This is a genomic window from Polyangiaceae bacterium (assembly GCA_020633205.1).
Taxonomy (GTDB): domain Bacteria; phylum Myxococcota_A; class Polyangia; order Polyangiales; family Polyangiaceae; genus JAHBVY01.
Genome location: JACKEB010000018.1, coordinates 208996 through 227508, shown reverse-complemented (window position 1 = coordinate 227508; position 18513 = coordinate 208996). Strand labels below are relative to the sequence as shown.

The window sequence follows — 18513 nt, the reverse complement described above, 5'->3', positions numbered from 1 at the left end:
CGATGAGCTGGCTCGCAGCAGCGGCTATTGCATTGGGTTCTACCGCCTGCGTGTTCGCCACGCCGGGCCCGACCCCAGTCGCTCGAGGCATGGAGTTCCGCGCGGGTAACCAGCGCTACGACGCGTTCTTTACCGAGCTCCACGATCTGCAAGTCGAGCTCGCAGAGGCACCTGGCAAACCCAAGGAAGTGCGCGGCGGCTTAGCCGAGTACCTCGAACTGGACGACAACGCGTCCATGTCCCTGGTCAACAAGAAGCTCGAACAAGAAGTCGAGCGCTACACCCAAGCCGGCACTGGCTTTGAGTTCGAGATCGGCGGAGCGAACGCCGAGGGTGAGAGCAGCGTCGAAGGCGGCGTGCGCGGAAAGACGAACGAGGAAGCGGAGGCGTTCTTCAAGGGCGTCAAGAGCAGCGCGCTCGCAGCGACACGGCTGGAAGGCCAAATGCTTCGAGTACGGACGCGTCTAGATGACCTCGAGGCTCAGATCCCAGAACTCAAGCGGGACATCGACAAGACGTTCTCGAGCGAGTCGCCGGGTCGCCGCACGGATATAGCCAACAACCTCGACGACGCGAAGAAGCTCATCCCGTTGATGCGCGAACGGGCGGACAAGGTCAGCACCGAAGCTCACTCGATCGCTCGCCGCATCGAAAAGGCGATGGACTCTGAAGATCGCATTCAAGCTCCGGAGCCGGTGGAAGTCGTGGAGCCGACAGCACCGGCGGCGCCTTCCACGGATGTGGAGGTCGTGGAGCCTGACGGCGGAGAAAAGCCCGCGGACAAGCCAGCGGACAAGCCCAAACCCGCTCCGAAACCGGCGCCCAAGCCTGCACGCAAGCCCGCGCCTGCACCCAAGCCCGCGCCCGCGCCAAAGCCGCCAGGCGACTTCGAACCCTGAGGTAGCGCGCGTTTCCGCGCGCTACCGATGTCGATGGGGTGAGCGTTCAGGGTGCGTTCACCTCGTCTGCCATGTCCTTGACGATGGAGTTGAACACCACGGGCTGATCCCAACTCACGAAGTGGTTGCTCTCATCCACGATCTGGATCCCGTCGTGCCAGAGCTCCGAGTCGAGGTGCAGGCTCTCCAGGTAGCTGAGGCGAACGGATCGCTCGTACTTGCCGTGGATGATGCCGATCGGACACGGGTAGTCGCGCACCATCCCGACTTCGTCCGCAAGGTAGGCGAAGGAGGCTGGCAAGTCGCCGCGAGCTCTAGAGTCCGTCTTGCGGACGGAACGCGCGAAGTGATCCGGGATGTCGCTGTAGTAGACCGTCGCTTCCCAGTGGTGGATGTCTTCTGCGCTGAGGTCCGCCGTGAGGTAGTGGGGCCCTCCCGGCATGGGGAAGAACGCCGCGCCCAGTTGCTCGAGGGTAGAGACGGGCGGGGCACCGTAGATCAGCGCCCCAGCTGGTTCCGGGAGGAATTGACCAGACTCGATCAGCGCGTGACCGCCCAGGCTGTGCCCGACATACACGGCGCCGTGTAGCCCCAGCGCTTCGCTGAACGCCTCGACTGACTCTGCATATAGCTGGATGCTGTAAGTATTGGCCTGACCATCGATGCGTCGGGTGTCGCCGTGCCCCGGCATGTCGAAGGCGAGCAGGCGATACTGCCGCAACGGGTTGGGACTGCCATCGGGCAGCACCTCTGCAAACTGCCGTTCCCAACACTCCTTCGAACACGAGTTCGAGTGCACGAAGACGATGGCTGGCGCGTCATTGCCGGTGTCCCAGTAAGCGAGCTTCTGAACGCCCAGGCGCGGTCCGGTGACCCGTACGCGCTGTGTCCTCAGGCCACCCGGCCCCTCCCGGTGATGCGCCTGTGCCTGTTGACCTAGCTGGTCGCGCGACTCGCTCGGCTCGCCAGAACAGGCGGCAAACAAGCCCAAACAACCCAACAACGAAATCGCCCCCACAAACCTTCCGATCATCGCTCCTCCTTTCGCGCTTCCGCGCGGCTCGGATAGAGCACATCGGCCTGCTCCGTTCAATGGCGTGTTTCAACGTCGCAAATAGCAAGATTCGAAAGTGCGACAATCGATACCAGCGCACGCTCGGGGGTCAACATGCGACGGGGACGACCCATTTCACAGGCGTTGTAGCTAATCTCGGACCCCAGCGAGGCGCAGCGCCCTTCGTTGCCTCGCCTTGCTTCTTTCTTGGGGGGGAGAGGAGCGCCTCTAGTCCCCTCGCAGCAACGTCAGTCTTCGCCAGCCACGAGCTTCGTGATGAGCTCTTGGGCGCGATGGACCTCGGCTTCGAGCGCGACTTGAAGCGCGATGCGACCCGTAGTCGAGCGCTTGACGAAGTTGTCGAGATAGCGCAGCGCCGAGTCGCTCTCACCCAAATGAAAGGTGAGCTCTCCGAGGACGAACTGCCCGTACCCCTGACCGCACGGAACCGATTCGAGGGCGTCCCGGAGTTCGCGTAGTTCTTCGTACGCCGAGTCGTCTCCAAACTCCAGACGCGCAAGTGCTAGTTGTGCTCGATACAGCGGCTTGTCGCGGGTGCCCCAACGCACTGCGCGGGTGAGCGCCCCAATAGCGGGCTGGTGTGCACCCGCGAGGTACAAAGAACTGCCGAGCGTCCACAGGTGAAACGCGCGGCGGGACGCGGGACAAACCCGCGTCGCGATTCGCAGGTGGTCGACCGCTCTGCGATGATCTCCAAGCCCCAGACACGCACGCGCGGCGTCCTGTCGAGCGACGTCTGGCATCACGCCGGTAGCCACCGCCAACAGCGCGCTCTCAAGGGCCTCGCGAAATCGCCGCCCCTCCATCTGCGAGAGGTAGAGCTGCCGCAGCAGCAGCGCTCGCGTGTCCAAATCGACGCCATCAGGATGCGCGAGCCCGCGCTTGGCATACTTCGCTCGCGTCGCTGGCGTGCGCGCCCGAGATGCCTTCTGCAGCAACAATTCAGGGCTTTCACTCCCACGAGGTCGAGCTCGTGCAAGTGGCGGGGCGGGACACGATTCCCGAACGGCTCGATCGCGAGAGCGCGACATTTGCAGTGTAAAATTAGCAGCACCTGCACAACCGTCCAGATTTCGACAAAAACGTCCCCTCTCCCGCTACAAACAATGTCCCTCGGCGGGACGAAACCGAGCCGTTTCCAGCCACGGTGGACGCGGTGAGGACTTGATGAGTGCTGACTGTGGGCCTATTGAAGCTCCGCCGCAGTGAGTCACGGACAGGCTGCCCACCGAGGTCGCTTCTCCTTGAGCCCCACGAAGCCTGAGTTGTCGTCCGTCTCGCCCGCCCTAGGCGCGACTGGCTTGTTGTTCACGCCCACCGGGCGCGAGATCCGAAAGCGCTGCATGCTGCCCAAACCCCTCGCCGTTACGCTGACTCTGACTTGTCTCCTGGGAGCCGTTGGCTGCGGCCACCCCGCTAGCGAGAGCGAATGCAAGGAACTGGCGGAGCACATCGCCCGGCTACGCCTCCAAGGCCGAGGCTTCGACGAAGCTGAGATCACACGCCGCGTCGCGGAGGCGGAGAAGGACCCCGAGTACCAGAAGACGATGGACGGCTGCGTGGGCCAGCGCATCACGGACTCCTCCGTGGCGTGCATCAAGGCGGCGAAGACGCCGGAGGAGATCAAGACGAAGTGCGCGCGTTAGGTCGTCGCAAGACGTTTCCTCGCGGCACCGCTTCTCGTAGTCGACTCCGAGGGCCATGGGCGCTGCTCGCTGTGCCTTGCGTCGCGCTCTTCTCCGGGTGTAGCAAGCCCATCGACCGCGCGGAGTGCGACCAGATGCTGGATCGCTACGTCGGTTTCTTGATGCAGAACCAGGAACCTGGTGTGCCCTTCGAGGAGATCCGCAAGAAGCAACGCGAAGCTCGGGTGAAGGCCGAGAGCTCCTCGGAGTTTGCGGCCTGCACGGACAGGGTCAGCAGAAAGCAGTACGAGTGCGCGATGCAGGCCCCAAACGCCGATCGCCTGGAACAGTGCTTGGTGTTCTGAAGCCGTTCACACGCCCGCTGTCTACTGGTGTGGAGCCAGCAAGCGCTCGAGCTTCTGGACAGCCGCGGGCACGTCGACATCGATATCCATCAGATCCCGAAGTGGGTCCTCACGTTCGGTCATGCGCGCCGGAACGGTGAACATGGTGTAGGCAGCCGGGTCCAACGCGAGATGTACCTCGTCCCACTCGAGGGGCGTGCTCACCCGCGCCCCGGGGTACGCGCGAACCGAGTACGGACCCACAATAGTGCGGGAGCGACCGGTCTGACCGACGTCGATCAAGATCTTTCCCCCCCGTTCCGTGACCCGTCGCTCCATGGTCGTGATGTCTTGATGGCGCAACCACAAGAGACGACCAATCAATTCCACCAGGATTTTAGCTGTCTCGAAGGGAACGCCGCCCCCGCGGCTCGCATCCCCCATGGGGATCATGACGTGCATCCCCGTCTGTCCGCTGGTCTTGGGAAACCCCACCAGGCCAAGTTCCGCGAGCAAGTCCCTGAGCGACAGCGCGAGGGTGACAGCGTGACGAAAGGGGTTGTCCGCCATGTCGAAGTCGATGGTCAGGAAGTCGCAGGTGTCGAGGGATCCCTCACGACACGCCAAGACGTGAATCGGGATGCAACCGAGGTTCGCGATGTGAATCAAGCCGTCAGCGTCATCGATCAAGAAGGTCGAGACCGTCTTGCCGTCTCGCTCTTCATGACGGATCTGCAAGGTCCTGAGCCAGTCGGGCGTGCCCTTGGGAGCGTTCCACTGGTAGAAGCTCTTCCCGTTGATTCCGTCGGGATAACGCACGAGCATGATGGGTCGCCCCTTGAGGAACGGAAGCAGGGTGTCAGCGATCGCCGCGTAGTACTCGCACAGCTCACCCTTGGTGTAGCCCTCGTCAGGCCAGAACACCTTGGCCTGATTCGTAAGGTGCGCGCGCGTGATCAGGCGATCGCCGCGCCGGCCTGCTGCTTGAGGTCTGGCGGTTGAAAACGGCGCCGGCATCGACATCGGTGCCTCGTCCTCTGGGTCGACAGCTGGCGCGATTTCCAGTCGAGTCTCTCCTGGCATCGCCGTGCAGTCCCTCGGGTCCTTGTCGATGCGCAGTCCACGGAACACGGGAAAGCGAAGCGAACCCGAGTCTGACCACCCCAGGTAGCGCACGCTGACGACGTAGCGAGGCTCGACGAAATGCCGCTCCATCGGCGCGCGCTCGAGCTCCCCGCTGGCGGGGCAACTGTCGATCTCGATCGGCGTCAGCCGCTCGATGAGTAGATCTTGAGTCGCGTCGTCGAGACCGGAGCCGACCTTGCCGCGCAGCTTGAGCTCGTCCCCCTCATACGCGGCGAGGATCAGCGAGCCTAGAGTGCGGGAGCGCTTCTTGCGCTCCCAACCCACGATCACGAATTCGTCGTCGCGCTCGGTCTTGATCTTCACCCAGTCCTCGAAGCGCTTTGGCCCCGCTCGGTAGATTGCGTCCTTGCGCTTGGCGACGATGCCCTCGAGGCCTTCGTGCTTGCAGAGTTCGAACAACGGCCGCCCGTCGTCACTCAGGTGGTCGAGGGCTCGGAGCCTTCCGCGCCCCGGCAAGAGCCGCATCAAGATCTCCTTGCGTTTCAAGAGCGGCATCGACGTGAGATCCCAGTCTTCGACCGCAAGCACATCGAAGACCATGTACACCACGGGCACGTCGCGTCGCGCGCGGGCCACATCCAGCGGGCGCGTCGCGTGGATGCGCGTCGCCAAACGCTCGAAGCTTGGCTTGCCTTGCTCATCGAAAGCGACGATCTCACCATCGAGCACGATGCGCTTCGGCGCGAGGCCCCTGACAGACCGCACGACCTCTGGATAGGTCAACGTTGCGGCGCGCTGCTTGCGGTAGCGCAGGTTGACCTCCTCCCCCTGCTTGTCGGCGACGATGCGTACGCCATCGAGCTTCAGCTCGTAGATCCGCGAGGTATCCTCGAGGGTCGCCCCGTCTGTCGCGCACAACATTGGGCTCAAGCTACTGACATCCAGCTTCTTCTTCTTGGCGCCGCCGGCCTTCGCTAGCTTCACTAGCTCTTCGACCAGGTCAGCTTTGCTCTCCAGCTGATCAACGCGAAGGCCCGAGATGACGCTGTACGGTTCTTCGTGGACCATGTCTCGCTCGTTCGAGTAGACGTCGGTCTTCTTCAGCAGCAGCCACTGGGGTTGCTTGGGCTTGGGCTTTTGACGCGAGCCGGTTTCAACGAGCGCGAAGCGGCCTTTGAGTTTGTAACCGTCGAGCCAGAAGTCGACCTTGCCCTTCTGCAGCCCCTCCTCAACCGTATCCTCGAGGTAACGCACAGTACCCGTATCCCAGACGATCATCGGCCCGGCACCGTAGTTGCCGTCAGGGATCACGTCTTCGAAGTCTAAATACTCTAGGGGATGATTCTCCGTCTGCACCGCCAGGCGCTTGTCCACCGGGTTCAGGCTGGGCCCCTTGGGCACCGCGAAGCTGAGGAGCGTGTTGCCTGCCTGAATGCGCAAGTCGTAGTGCTCCCTCGAGGCATCGTGCAGGTGGACCACGAAAGAGCCGACCCGAGTCCCTCCGGCCGCTGGAACGCTCGCAAACGGTTCGTTGGTGCGGCCTGGATCGCGCTTCTCGCGATACTTGCGCAGAGGATCTGCGCTGGCCTCAGGGGGATCGGGTTTCGCCACGGATGTTCAGGTCAACGGGTGAACGAAGATGTTGCCACAGCCTCCTGACAGGGACGAACGAAGCGGTGCCGCCTCCCCCCAAACAAGCTCGGCCCCAAGCAAATCAGCGACGGGAGCGTGAGCGGAGAGAGCTGGGGCGGTTGTTCGCGCGGAAACGCCGCGAGGGTTTCAGCACCACTGGACATCTGATCGGGAGCGCTTATGCAAGCGAGCTACGACCGTGAGGAACGCCAGGGAAAAGCGCCAACAGCCGCTGCCTGGATGTTGGAGGTTTGCGCTGGTCGACCGTAGCATTGCGCTCATGGCGGCACGCGCGATCAGCTCCGGAACAATCAGCTTCGGCTTGGTATCCATCCCAATCAAGCTCTTCACGGCGGCATCCAGCCAGTCCGTCAGTTTCAACATGTTGCACGGCGAGTGTGGCAACCGCATCAAGCAACAGCTGTACTGTCCAACGTGCGACGTGGTGGTCGAGCGTAAGGACTTGGTGAAGGGCTACGAGTACACCAAGGGGCAGTTCGTGCAGTTCACGGACGAAGAGCTGAAGAAGCTCGAGGCTGAACGCAGCAGCACCTTGGAGATCGTCGAGTTCGTCCCCCTCGAGACCGTGGACTTCATCCAAGTGGAGAAGAGCTACTACCTCGGCCCCGACAAGGGCGGCGACAAGGCCTACAAGCTGCTCGCCGAGGCGATGCGGCGCAAGGAGCGTGTTGCCGTAGGGAGCTGGTCCGCACGCGGCAAAGAACAGCTGGTGATGATCCGCCCCTACCAGGACGGTCTGATCTTGCATCAGCTCTACTACGCCGGAGAGGTGCGCGCGTACGACGACGTCGACAAGGGCGCCACGTTCAACTTCAGCGACGCCGAGCAGGACCTGGCCGACAAGCTGCTCGACCAGCTCACGGTCGATGAGTTCGACTCCGAGAAGTTCAAGGACGCCTACGCGACCCGGGTGCTCGAGGTCGTCGACCAGAAGGTGGCCGGACAAGAGATCACCCTCGCCCCCGAGCAGCCCAAGGCGCAGATCATCGACCTCTTCGAGGCGCTCAAGAAGAGCCTCGCCCAAGGCGGCGATAGCGCCGACGAGGCCAAAGAGAGCAAGAAGGCCGAGGGCAAAAAGGCAAAGGCCAAGCCCGTCAAGAAGGCTGAACCCGGCGCCAAGAAGGAAACCAAGACTCGCGCCAAGAAGACGTCTACGGGCTGACGCCTGCGAGCAAGAGCGTGAGCAAGCCCCCGGACGACGACGTGGTGGTGATGGAGATCGAGGACAGCCTCGATCTTCACACCTTTCAGCCTCGGGACATCCCGTTCGTAGTCGAAGACTACGTCGAGGAAGCCTACAAGAAAGGTTTCCGCGAGGTAAGGTTGATCCACGGGCGCGGCAAAGGCGTACAGCGCACGCGCGTACAGCAAGTCCTGGCGAAGTCACCCTACGTCGCGGAGTTTCGCGACGCGCCAGCGACCCGCGGTGGCTGGGGCGCGACGCTTGCCTGGCTCAAGGACCCCAAGTCCTAGCGAGTCGAGCCTGCGGCTAATCTGACCTGCAGCTAATCCAGCCTGCAGCTAGTCCAGCGGAGTGTCCTGGCCCATCCGCGCGAAGAACGCATCGAGGCTCTTCTCCGGGTCCAGGGGGAACTGGTCTTCGAGTAGTCCCGCCTTCTCCATTCTATCCAGGCGGAAATTGCGAAAGTCCTCGCGCAGCTCGCAGTAGGCGAGCAGCGTCCAGACCTTGCCCCAGAAGAACGCGCCGAGCGGCCACACGGTTCGCTCGCTGCTTTGACCATCGCCGCGCTGGTAGCCGAAGCGCAGCTTCTTGCGGTCAAACACCGCTTGGCGCACGAGGCTCAGGTTACCAGAGCTCCGCTTGTCGAGAGGGAGCGGAGAGAAGAGCGGTGTCTGCTTGAGCAGTGGCTTCAGGTGCTTCGGGAGCACCGACTCCACCTTGGAGATCACCGAGCGACTAGCTTTGCCAAGCTCATGGTCGCCGAAGCTCGCGACGATGCGGGCCCCGAGCAGCAACGCCTGGATCTCGTCGGCGTCAAACATGAGCGGCGGCAGGTCGTAGCCAGCGCGCAGGGAGTAGCCTACCCCCGCCTCGCCGTCGATTTGGGTTCCGGTGGAAACCAGGTCCCGAACGTCTCGATAGACGGTGCGCTCGGAGACCTCGAGTTCCTCCGCGAGTTGCCGCGCCGTGAGCACCTTGCGCCGACGCAACAGTTGAATGATCTGAAACAAGCGGTCCGCGCGACGCATCGACAAGGACTGTACTGCAAAGCGTAAGAGCTACCGAGCGCCGGACGAACCGAAGACCCCATTGTGCGCGCGACGCGCCACCGACCGAAGTCGCTGGCTTGCGACGCGCGCCAAACGGGTGCCCCTCACGGAGTCGACAGGCCCACGACATTGCCTTCTGGGTCCTGAAAAAGGGCGACGCGGATGCCTGCCACCGGAGTTGGCGGCGTTACGAGTTTGCCCCCGAGGGCGATGGCTCGCTCGAGGCTGCCTTCGAGGTCCTCAGTTTCCACGTAGAACGTGATGCGATGACTGAACACCCCGCCGCGTTCTCCCACGCCACCCGCGATGCCTTTGCCTCCGGGGGGTGCGAGCACACCGTAGCCCGTCGGGTTGTCGCGGTTGAGGGACCAACCAAAGAGCTCGCCGTAGAAGCCTTGGAGCTTCTCCTGCTTGTCGCCGCGAATCTCGAACCAAACCACTGGATGCTGACTCATCTCGAATCTCCTTCGTGCGTGGCGGCTGCCAACTCAGCCGCGCCTCGCCTCAAAGACATAGCGACCTCGCCCTGACAGCGTCTTGTCAGGAGGCCCTGCGTGCCACTTCCCTCCTGACAACGGTGTGTCAGCGGGACACGGACCGGGGTGGCGCTAGTCGATTTCTTGGCCACTGCTGCGCGCTCCAGTTAGGCCTCTGCCACGCGCAGAGCGACCGCTGAGAGGGACGCGCCGAATCTGTGCACCGCTACGAGCGGAAACGCGGGGGAAGCAGCATGAACCTAGGATCGCGCGGAAAAGCCACCCTGGTGGTGATCGAGTTCGGCGGCAGCTGGCCGAGCTGGCTGGAGCCTGGGTGCTCCGCAAACGGCAACATGGCCGTGGTGGCGCAGCACTACGAAGGCCACCCGAGTGAGCTATTGACTCAGGTCGCCAACCGGATTTCCCGCTTGGAAAATGGCAGGTGGGACCTCGAGCGCGTCGTACTGGTGAGCAACGGCCGCGTCGATCACCAGGCGGAGACGAGCCGCGGTGTGCTCTGCCGGGGCCTGATGTCCCGACTCGAGAAGCTCGGCCGTGGTCAGCTGATTTTGACCTACGGCACCACCGACGACCGGCGTGTCGAGCGTGGTCTGACCCGCTGGGTGCGCACTCTCGAGGCGGACCGCAGCACTCCGCGCATCCAAATCGGCTTGCGCACGCCGCCTACTCGCCGCGCGCGGGTTGCCCTGGTCAGAAGCGCCTAGTCACACGCCCTGATCCGAGCCTCGCGCCAAGGTGCTGGCCTCCCGGCGAAAACGTGTCATATCGGGGCGCCGTGGCAGGGAGGCAGAGCATTCAAGAGCTACGCGAGCGCGCGCTGAGCGACCTCGAGTGGCCACTCGTGTGCGCGGAGCTCGCGAGGCTGTGTGCGAGCGATGCGGCGCAGGCGCGGCTCTGCGAGCTCTCGCCGGAACCGACCCTGGAACTCGCGGCGCAGCGCTCTCGCCTGAGCCAGGCGGCGATCGACGCGGAGCAGAGCGACACACCACTACCGCGCGTAACCACGCCGGACGTGCTGGAAGCCCTCGACGGCATCACTCGCCAACGCGTGTTGGCCGCGCCGGACTTGCTCAAGGTCCTGCTGCTCCTTCGCGACGCGACCGCCCTGAGGCGCTTTGCTCAGATGCAGCGAGCAGCGCGCGCGGAGCTCGCCGATGCGTTGGACACGGCCCCAGAGCTTGCGGGCTTGGAGAAGGAGCTCGAGCGCTGCCTCGAACCCGACGGCACGGTCAGTGACGACGCGAGCCCAGAGCTCGCCCGCGCCCGCGCGGCGGTGCGCGACCGGCGCCGAGAACTCACGACGCGCCTGCAGCGCCTGGTGAACAAGCACTCAGACAAGCTGGCGGGTGGATACTACGCAGAGCGCGATGGCCGCTACGTGTTGCCGGTACGTTCAGACTCACACGGCACCATCGAGGGTTTCGTACTCGGCTCCAGCGGCTCGGGCGCAACGTTGTATGTCGAGCCGCGCGAACTGGTAGACCTGGGCAACAAGCTGCGCATCGCCGAAGCCGACGCGGAGCGCGAAGAAGCGCGGGTGCTTGCGCGTTTGTCCGGGCACGCCTCTGGACTAGGTGCAGAATTAGCAATCGCGTACGAAGCACTGCTCGAAGCCGAGCGCTTGATTGCCATGACGCGCTGGGCGGCCAAGGTCTCCGGCTTGGTGTTTCCTCCCGAAAACAAACCGAGCATTGAGCTCTTGGCGGTGCGACACCCGCTGCTCGCGGTCGGGGAGGAGCCTGTCGTGGCAAACGACGTGCGGCTCAGCGCTGGGCACGCCCTGGTGATCTCCGGCCCCAACGCCGGCGGCAAGACCGTCGCGCTCAAGTGCCTGGGCCTCGCGGCGCTAATGGCGCGCGCCGGGGTGCCGATCCCGGCTGCATTGGGCTCGAGCGTGGGCTTCTTCGACGAGGTCCTGAGCGACATCGGCGACGACCAGTCGCTGGCGCTCTCACTCAGCACCTTCAGCGGCCATGTGCGAAACCTCGCGCAGATGCTGAACACTGCCCAGCGCGCCTCGAAGGACGGCGAGCCGGGCGGCACGCTGATCCTGCTCGACGAATTGGCCGCTGGCACCGATCCGGATCAAGGCGCCGCGCTCGCGACCGCGGTTCTCGAAGCGCTTGCAGAGGCAGGCGCGGCTGTTGCTGTTACGACCCACTACGAGGCACTGAAGGAGCTAGCGGCCCGGGACTCACGCTTCGAGAACGCGTCGGTGGGCTTCGACATGGCGGCGCTCGCCCCGACCTTCGAGCTGCGCCTGGGGATCCCTGGGCCCTCCAGCGCGCTCGCGGTTGCACAACGCTTCGGCATGGCGACCTCCGTCGTGGAGCGTGCGAAGGCGCTGCTCCCCGAACAGCGCCTGCTACGCGATGAGCTGCTCGACACCATCGAGCAACAGCGGCAAGAGGCCGCCCAAGCGCTCTCGGCGGCCAAAGCCCTGGAACTCGAGACGCGGGTCACTCGCAATAAAATCCAAGCGGAAACACTCGCCACCGCCAAGCGAGAGCGTGAGCGCCTCGAACGAGAGGCACGCGAGCTGAGTCAAGCGGTTCGCCAGGCCCGCGCAGAGCTCCAGCACGTGACCCAGCGCCTGCGCGCAGCAGAGCTCTCTCAGCGTGATCTCAAGGAGCTCGAGAAGCAGGTGGACGCCGCAGGGCGCCAGCTCGGAGTTGGCGGCCGTTTGGACCAAGCCACCCGCGGAGCTCCCGGCGGTAGCGCCCCCGCCGCGGAGCAGCTCGTGCTGGGTACGCGGGTGCGCGTCCTGCCCGGTGGTCAGATTGGAGAAGTCGCTGAGCTACCAGTTCGCGGCAAGCTCCGGGTGCGAGTGGGCAGCCTGACGCTGCTCTGCAAGCTCGAGGACATCCGCCTGGTCAACGGCAGCGAGACCCAAGTTAGTTCCACGCGGAACACCGCTCGGGTCAAGGCGCCGAAGTTCACTCGGAGCGCGCCGGCGCCCAAGGAAGAGGTGCTCTTGCGCCACGACGGCATCACCCTCGACCTACGCGGCATGCGTGTCGACGAGGCGCTGGACGAAGTGGACCGCTTCACGGACGCGTTGCTGCAGCGCGGAGAACCAGCAGGTTTCGTGCTGCATGGGCATGGTACCGGCGCGCTCAAACAAGCCGTGCGCGATCACCTGCGAGCGGGCGCCGCCATTGCGACCTCACGGGCCGCCGAGCGCGAAGAAGGCGGCGATGCCTTCACTGTGTTCTGGGTACGCTGAGCGGCTGTGTGCTCTCAGGCGCGTGTTTCTCTCAGGCGCTCTCTTTGAGCGCTGTGGTCTTGAGCAACGGGAAGCCGAGCGCCTCACGTTGGGCTAGCCACGCGGCGGCGACTGCCCGGGCGATGGCGCGCACACGACCGATGAAACGCACGCGCTCCGTCACGCTGATCGCGCCTCGAGCATCGAGCACGTTGAACGCGTGAGACGCTTTCACCACGAAGTCGTACGCGGGCATCACGAGCTGCTGCTTGGGATCCTCGCTGCGCCCCAGGAGGCGCTTCACCTCGGCCTCGGCTTGGTCAAAGGCACGGAAGTGCGCCTCGACGTCGGCCTCTTCGAAGTTGTAGGTCGACCACTCCCACTCGTTACGGTGGAAGAGCTCGCCGTACTTCACTTGGTCGTTGTAGGTCAGATCGTAGACCGAATCGACGTCCTGCAGGTACATGGCGATGCGCTCGAGGCCGTAGGTCAGCTCACCACTCACGGGCTTGCAGTCGAAGCCACCCGCTTGCTGAAAGTAGGTGAACTGACTGATCTCGAGGCCGTCGAGCCAGACCTGCCAGCCGAGACCCCAGGCGCCTAGTGTCGGGCTCTCCCAATCATCCTCGAGGAAACGCACGTCGTGCTCGAGCGGCTTCGTACCAATCGCCTCGAGGGACTTCAGGTAGAGATCCTGAATGTCGAGGGGGCTCGGTTTCAGGATCACCTGGAACTGGTGGAACTGCTGCAGACGGTTCGGGTTGTCTCCGTAGCGACCATCCGTTGGGCGCCGAGAAGGCTCCACGTAGGCGACCTTCCACGGCTCTGGCCCCAAGCTGCGCAAGAAGGTTGACGGGTTGAAGGTGCCCGCGCCGACTTCGGAGTTGTACGGCTGAACGATCAGGCAGCCTTGTTCGGCCCAAAAGCGCTGCAGGTTGAGAATCAGATCCTGGAAGTGCATTGCCCGTGGGTTTGGCCGATGAACGGGCGGCTGTCCATGACTTTGTCCCAGCGCTCCTCACCCCCAAAAAAGCCTGGGAAGCGCGCTCGTTAGCCTTCGACGGCGGGCCTAACGCGACCGTGACCCGGTTCGCCCTCCGATTCGGCAGCGGCGTCGGACTCAGGCAGCGCCTTGCGCACGGAGGATGCGCGGCCCGAACGCTCCGGCGAAGCATTCAATGGCGGTTTGGGGATCAGATCGGATTTTGGGGGGAGAGGAGCAGCAGGCTGAGCCCCGCTAGCAGACGTGAAGCGAGCGTTGAAGGCTTCGGCCAAGATTGGCCCCTCCACCTCGTGCTTGAAGAACACGAACGCCTGGCTCCAGCGCTGCTCAGCGACTCGACTCGCCCAGTCGTCGAGCTCTGCTTCGCTGTACGAGGTGTCTTCCCGGCGCATGCGCAGATACCCAAAGTCCGTGGTAGCGACCAACGGTGGCGCCTGCGTCTCGGCGTCCAGATCGCCACCGCACAGCGCAGCCTTGCCCGCTGACAGCGCAGAATAGACATCATCGCTGAACCAAGATGGATGGCGGAACTCGAGCACTGGCTTGCACTCCGGCGGCAGTACCGCGAGGAAAGACTGCAAGAGTGGGACGTCCTTCTTCAGGAACGGTGGCAGCTGAAACAGCACCGCGCCAAGACGGGCTTCGAGGATCGCGATCACCTTGAACAAGTAAGCGACGGAGTCATCCACATCGCGCAAGCGCTGGCGATGAGTGATGCGCTGTGAGGCCTTGATCACAAAGCGGAAGTTCGCAGGAACTTGCTCCGCCCAGCTCGCGACCACCGACGACTTCGGCATGCGATAGAACGTGTTGTTGATCTCCACCGCGGGGAGGCGCTCCGCATAGAGCCTGAGCAGGTCGCTGGGTGCGGCGTCTTCCGGATAGAAGCTGCCCCGCCACTCCTTGTAGCTAAAGCCGCTGGTACCCGATAACACCCGCATTTGATCCCAGGGTATCCTGGAGCGACTGCGCACCGCAACGCTTGGCACACATCTTGACTGCGATGTTGCGAATCGCAACGTGAAGCTATTCCGGGTCGCGCTTGACCGTACTGGGCCACGCCAGCCTCACGGCGCCCGAAACGGCTAGTCCGGACCACACAGTGCGACGGCGACGCCTACCAGTATCAGCTCGACCAGCATCACGATCACGCCCACCAGCAGGCCGATCGGCAGGCGCAGCGACCAATGCCAACGCTCGGGACCGAGCCCTACTTTGGCGAAGTGGACGGGCAGCGAAAGCGGTCCAAACACGACGACCGCCGAGCGAAAGCTCGCCTCGTTCCAAGCGCGATCGCGAGCGGGTTCAGGCAGCGCACGCAGACTCACGCGTACTATCCACCACGGCAAGGCGATGTTCAGCACGAGCTGGACGAGAAACTGCAGCAAGCTCATGCGGGCCCGCGCAGCATATCAAAAGCGAGAGCCACGCCAGCCGTACCGATCCATCGGGCGGTCTTTCAACCTCGCCTGGCGGTCACTCGTGCTGGAACCGCCCAGCGAAGGTCTCGTACTGCGCGCGCATCGCCGAGTCGGGGCGCCCCGTCTTGCCGTAGACGCTGCCCTTTCCGGCCTGGAACTCGCAAGCCGCAGCCCTATCGAACGCGTCCAGGGCATCCTTGGGCGGCTTGCCGGAGGTGGTTACGTCACTCAGCTCTCGGGTCGCTTTGCCAATGTCGTCGCAGCCATCACTCGCGGCAGGCAACGCCACCTCCCCCGCTTCATTGCAACAAGTGCGGCGCACCGAGACGTAGATGGGCAGCTCGTACCAACCCGCTTGGCTCATCAGACGCATGGCATCGCTGACGCCGCCCTTGCTGCCCTTCACCACAGCCACCTTGAGCTTACTCGCTCCGGCGACGGCGTCCTTTTCCTCACACATCCACGCAAGGGGCTGGGGAGACTCGAACGCGCCGGTGAGGTACTCCTTGGCGCATGCAGACGTGGAGTCCGCCGCAGCCGCAGCCTTGGCGCTGCCCATGACCGCAACTTCGCTTAGGTCGATCTCTTTCCGTACAGAAGCGGAAGGGGCCTCCTGCTTGGTCTCCGTCGGTACTGCTACCTCCACGACACTCGGCTTGCGAGTCGCTGAGTAGGCCCAAACTCCGAGCGCGCCGATCACGCTCGCCGCAATGGCAAACGCGACAAAGCGCCCCATCCGGCTCGGCGGCTCTTGTTCGATGACCGGCTTGGTATCGACGCTGAGGTTCACTGGGGACACCGTCGAGCTCGGCAGGGGCGGCGGATGGCTGGTGCGGATCGACGGGTGAGACTCGTCACCAGCGTGATCGACGAACCAGCGCGCGAGTTCGCCCATTAACGGCTTCAGGCTAGACGCACGCGCCTCTGCATCACTCGTCAAGCCGTGGAGCAGCACGGCACGCAAACGCTCGTCTTGCACCTCGCTCAGCTGGTCGGGCGACTCCACGCCAACGGCAGGAGGTGCGTGTCCAATCAGCATCTGAAACATCAAACAGCTGATCGCCCACGTGTCGTCGGCCTCGCTCGGGGCACCTTCGGACCCGGGCACTCGAAACACTGCCCGGTCCCCTTGGAACGTGAGCAGCGGGCCGTCCTTTCCGGGAGGATCCAGCACGACCGCATCAGCGCAGATCCCTCCGTGGACGGCCCCCCGACGGTGGAGCGCCGCCGCAGCGTCAGCGAGGCGCAAAGTGGAACGGACGGCGTCAACGGGCTGCTTCTTACCAACCACCGCGAGCCGCGCCGACAAGGTCTCGCCCTCTATCCTCTCAGCAGCGAGCACTGCGCCAGGGGCAAAGCCAGCGACCTCGAACACCTCTGCCAGGTGGGCGTGATGCGCGCTCTCCATGCCCTGCATCACGCTCGATTCGTCGGCGGAGAGCGGGACGAGGACGATCTGCCGCACCCCGTCTTCCGTGTCCAGGTGCCCCACAGCGACTGGGCGCCGAACCTCGTCGACGTGGAATCGCCCGGCGATCACATCTCCCACGTTGAGTGTTGGTGTCTTCACACGTCCCCCTGCCGACGAGTCAACACGCCTCTCGGACGCCCCCCCGTAGCAACACTCATCCTTTCATCGCTCGGGCCGAGGATCTAGCCCTGAAGCGGCGAGGGCTCTCTGCGCTCGCCCAGCAACCACGATTTGCTCGACGGTTCGTAGCCAAGAGAGCGGGATTTGCCTGCGGATCGCGCTCACGCTCGGGGCTGAGTACGGCCTCTGCAGGCCGGAAGCACCACCGGGCCCGGCATCTAGGACACTCCAGCTGGAACTCGTGTGCTTCGTCGCCCTCCCGAACGCGAACTGTTCCCTCATCCGCGCCTGCCGGGCGCGAAATGAGCGACACTTCCGGAAGGAGGCCGGGTGCATCGTGAGAGTTCCCCGGACGCGGGGCGAGCAAAAGTTACGCATTCCCCGCGACCCACGTCGTGGGCAAGCGCGCGTAGACTCAAGCGATGGTGCGACTCGCGTTCCTCGGCGCCGCCGAGACGGTTACCGGCTCAAAATACCACGTGGAAACAACAGAGGCGCGACTGCTCGTCGATTGCGGACTCTTCCAAGGGATCAAGCGGCTGCGTCTGCGAAACTGGGACCCGCCCCCGATCCAAGTGCCTAAGCTGGACGCCGTTCTGCTGACGCACGCCCACATCGATCACTCCGGCTACCTGCCACGCCTGCATATGATGGGCTACCGGGGCAAGGTGTACTGCACGCCAGGCACGCGAGACCTGCTCCAGATACTGCTGCCAGACGCAGGGTACCTTCAAGAGGAGGAGGCCCGGCACGCGAACCTCAAGGGCTACTCCAAACATTCCCCCGCGGAACCGCTCTTTACTCGCGAAGACGCCGAGCGCTGTTTGAGGCAGCTCGTGCCGGTCGAGTACGGCAAGTCGTTCGAACCCGCTGCCGGCGTCACGGCAAGCTTCAGCCGCGCAGGCCACATCCTCGGCTCAGCTTGCTTGAAGCTAGAAATGGACGGGACGAGCATCGGCTTCAGCGGCGACGTCGGGCGGCCCAGCGACCCCATCTTGCTCCCACCGGACCCTCCCCCCGAAGCAGACTACTTGGTGGTCGAGTCGACCTACGGCGATCGACGTCACCCGACCGACAACAGCCTCGACGACCTGTGCAAGGTGGTGAAGCACGTGGTCGAGAAGCGCGGAAGCCTGGTGATCCCAGCCTTCGCCGTGGGGCGCGCCCAACATCTGCTGCACCTGCTCGCAGAGTTGAAGGCCTCCGGTCGGATACCGCCACTTCCGGTCTATCTGGATAGCCCGATGGCCATCGACGCGACGCGCATCTTCTTCGAACACCCGGAGGATTGCCGACTGAGCGAGTCGCAATGCGAGGCGATGCGAACTGGGACGCTCTTCTCGCAGACCCCGCAGGACTCGATGGCCCTCGATGCGTCGCTCGAGCCGGCGATCATCGTGTCCGCGAGCGGGATGGCCACAGGAGGAAGAGTGCTTCACCACCTGCGCCGTTTCCTCCCGGATGACCGCAGCAGCGTGCTCTTGGTCGGCTACCAGGCGATGGGTACTCGCGGCCGGCAGCTCCTGGAGGGAAGTGATGAGCTCAAGATCCACGGTCAATATGTCCCGGTGAAGGCACAGGTCACCTATATCCAGAGCCTCTCGGCTCACGCCGACTATCGAGAGCTATTGGACTGGTTGCTCGCTCCCTTCGGCCCACCCAACAACTCTCGCCGGATCCCTCGACGCATCTTCGTGACTCACGGCGAGCCGGCGGCGAGCGACAGCATGCGTCGACGCATCAACGAGGAGACACGGGCTAGGGGCTGGACGACCGAAGTCAGCGTCCCCCAGGACGGTGAGGTGCAAGAGCTGATTTGAACGCTTTCACGAACAACAGCCGGCTTCACCGAATCGCCACGCGAGTTGCCGACGCCCGACGC

At 64.0% G+C, this 18513-nt stretch carries 17 protein-coding genes; 8 read left to right on the top strand and 9 right to left on the bottom strand.

What is annotated here, in order from left to right; genetic code table 11:
- Positions 1–2 precede the first annotated feature (2 nt).
- Positions 3–899: a hypothetical protein gene (locus H6718_29225; GenBank protein ID MCB9589532.1), complete on the top strand. Its 897-nt coding sequence runs from the start codon at positions 3–5 to the stop codon at positions 897–899.
- Positions 900–945: 46 nt separating this feature from the next.
- On the opposite strand, the gene H6718_29220 is transcribed toward H6718_29225, so the two are convergent.
- Complete coding sequence (locus tag H6718_29220; GenBank protein MCB9589531.1) at positions 946–1932, bottom strand: alpha/beta hydrolase; 987 nt, start codon at positions 1930–1932, stop codon at positions 946–948.
- A gap of 269 nt (positions 1933–2201) precedes the next feature.
- The gene (locus H6718_29215) at positions 2202–2825 is read right to left on the bottom strand and encodes a tetratricopeptide repeat protein (protein MCB9589530.1); all 624 of its coding nucleotides are present in this window, start codon (positions 2823–2825) and stop codon (positions 2202–2204) included.
- Positions 2826–3239: 414 nt separating this feature from the next.
- Between H6718_29215 and H6718_29210 the strand changes: the two genes are divergently transcribed.
- A complete protein-coding gene (locus H6718_29210) occupies positions 3240–3620 on the top strand; it encodes a hypothetical protein (GenBank protein ID MCB9589529.1) in 381 nt (126 codons plus the stop codon).
- The gene (locus H6718_29205) at positions 3566–3964 is read left to right on the top strand and encodes a hypothetical protein (protein ID MCB9589528.1); all 399 of its coding nucleotides are present in this window, start codon (positions 3566–3568) and stop codon (positions 3962–3964) included. The genes H6718_29210 and H6718_29205 overlap by 55 nt, the downstream gene beginning before the upstream one ends.
- A gap of 21 nt (positions 3965–3985) precedes the next feature.
- Here the strand turns inward: H6718_29205 and ligD are convergent, their stop codons facing one another.
- Positions 3986–6640 carry a DNA ligase D gene (ligD, locus tag H6718_29200; protein ID MCB9589527.1) on the bottom strand — a complete coding sequence of 885 codons (2655 nt, stop codon included), beginning with the start codon at positions 6638–6640 and terminating at the stop codon, positions 3986–3988.
- A gap of 301 nt (positions 6641–6941) precedes the next feature.
- Between ligD and H6718_29195 the strand changes: the two genes are divergently transcribed.
- Together H6718_29195 and H6718_29190 are read left to right on the top strand one after the other, a co-directional pair.
- Entirely contained in the window at positions 6942–7844 is a 903-nt protein-coding gene (locus H6718_29195; protein ID MCB9589526.1) for a Ku protein, read from the top strand.
- Between the two features lie 50 nt (positions 7845–7894).
- Positions 7895–8155 carry a Smr/MutS family protein gene (locus H6718_29190; GenBank protein ID MCB9589525.1) on the top strand — a complete coding sequence of 87 codons (261 nt, stop codon included), beginning with the start codon at positions 7895–7897 and terminating at the stop codon, positions 8153–8155.
- Between the two features lie 48 nt (positions 8156–8203).
- Here H6718_29190 and H6718_29185 read toward each other — a convergent pair whose 3' ends face one another.
- The gene (locus tag H6718_29185) at positions 8204–8893 is read right to left on the bottom strand and encodes a YafY family transcriptional regulator (GenBank protein ID MCB9589524.1); all 690 of its coding nucleotides are present in this window, start codon (positions 8891–8893) and stop codon (positions 8204–8206) included.
- 125 nt (positions 8894–9018) lie between these two features.
- Positions 9019–9369 carry a glyoxalase gene (locus H6718_29180; GenBank protein ID MCB9589523.1) on the bottom strand — a complete coding sequence of 117 codons (351 nt, stop codon included), beginning with the start codon at positions 9367–9369 and terminating at the stop codon, positions 9019–9021.
- Positions 9370–9644: 275 nt separating this feature from the next.
- Here H6718_29180 and H6718_29175 point away from each other — a divergent pair, with 275 nt between their 5' ends.
- Positions 9645–10115 (top strand): hypothetical protein, encoded by a 471-nt coding sequence (locus H6718_29175; GenBank protein ID MCB9589522.1) that lies wholly within the window; start codon positions 9645–9647, stop codon positions 10113–10115.
- A gap of 71 nt (positions 10116–10186) precedes the next feature.
- The gene (locus H6718_29170; protein ID MCB9589521.1) at positions 10187–12637 is read left to right on the top strand and encodes a Smr/MutS family protein; all 2451 of its coding nucleotides are present in this window, start codon (positions 10187–10189) and stop codon (positions 12635–12637) included.
- Positions 12638–12668: 31 nt separating this feature from the next.
- Here the strand turns inward: H6718_29170 and H6718_29165 are convergent, their stop codons facing one another.
- From H6718_29165 to H6718_29150, 4 genes are all read right to left on the bottom strand, one after another.
- Positions 12669–13577: a glycine--tRNA ligase subunit alpha gene (locus H6718_29165; protein ID MCB9589520.1), complete on the bottom strand. Its 909-nt coding sequence runs from the start codon at positions 13575–13577 to the stop codon at positions 12669–12671.
- 89 nt (positions 13578–13666) lie between these two features.
- Entirely contained in the window at positions 13667–14560 is an 894-nt protein-coding gene (locus H6718_29160) for a DUF72 domain-containing protein (GenBank protein ID MCB9589519.1), read from the bottom strand.
- 144 nt (positions 14561–14704) lie between these two features.
- Complete coding sequence (locus H6718_29155) at positions 14705–15013, bottom strand: hypothetical protein (GenBank protein ID MCB9589518.1); 309 nt, start codon at positions 15011–15013, stop codon at positions 14705–14707.
- A gap of 82 nt (positions 15014–15095) precedes the next feature.
- Positions 15096–16610 (bottom strand): hypothetical protein, encoded by a 1515-nt coding sequence (locus tag H6718_29150; GenBank protein ID MCB9589517.1) that lies wholly within the window; start codon positions 16608–16610, stop codon positions 15096–15098.
- Between the two features lie 446 nt (positions 16611–17056).
- Between H6718_29150 and H6718_29145 the strand changes: the two genes are divergently transcribed.
- Positions 17057–18451, top strand: coding sequence for an MBL fold metallo-hydrolase (locus H6718_29145; GenBank protein MCB9589516.1), 1395 nt, complete (start codon positions 17057–17059; stop codon positions 18449–18451).
- The last annotated feature ends 62 nt before the right edge of the window (positions 18452–18513 follow it).

Bases quoted from the DNA above. Each gene is read 5' to 3' on its own strand.
- H6718_29225 (MCB9589532.1), top strand. From the start codon at position 3: ATGAGCTGGCTCGCAGCAGCGGCTATTGCATTGGGTTCTACCGCCTGC.
- H6718_29220 (MCB9589531.1), bottom strand. From the start codon at position 1,932: ATGATCGGAAGGTTTGTGGGGGCGATTTCGTTGTTGGGTTGTTTGGGC.
- H6718_29195 (MCB9589526.1), top strand. From the start codon at position 6,942: ATGGCGGCACGCGCGATCAGCTCCGGAACAATCAGCTTCGGCTTGGTA.
- H6718_29190 (MCB9589525.1), top strand. From the start codon at position 7,895: ATGGAGATCGAGGACAGCCTCGATCTTCACACCTTTCAGCCTCGGGAC.
- H6718_29185 (MCB9589524.1), bottom strand. From the start codon at position 8,893: ATGCGTCGCGCGGACCGCTTGTTTCAGATCATTCAACTGTTGCGTCGG.
- H6718_29180 (MCB9589523.1), bottom strand. From the start codon at position 9,369: ATGAGTCAGCATCCAGTGGTTTGGTTCGAGATTCGCGGCGACAAGCAG.
- H6718_29175 (MCB9589522.1), top strand. From the start codon at position 9,645: ATGAACCTAGGATCGCGCGGAAAAGCCACCCTGGTGGTGATCGAGTTC.
- H6718_29165 (MCB9589520.1), bottom strand. From the start codon at position 13,577: ATGCACTTCCAGGATCTGATTCTCAACCTGCAGCGCTTTTGGGCCGAA.
- H6718_29160 (MCB9589519.1), bottom strand. From the start codon at position 14,560: ATGCGGGTGTTATCGGGTACCAGCGGCTTTAGCTACAAGGAGTGGCGG.
- H6718_29155 (MCB9589518.1), bottom strand. From the start codon at position 15,013: ATGAGCTTGCTGCAGTTTCTCGTCCAGCTCGTGCTGAACATCGCCTTG.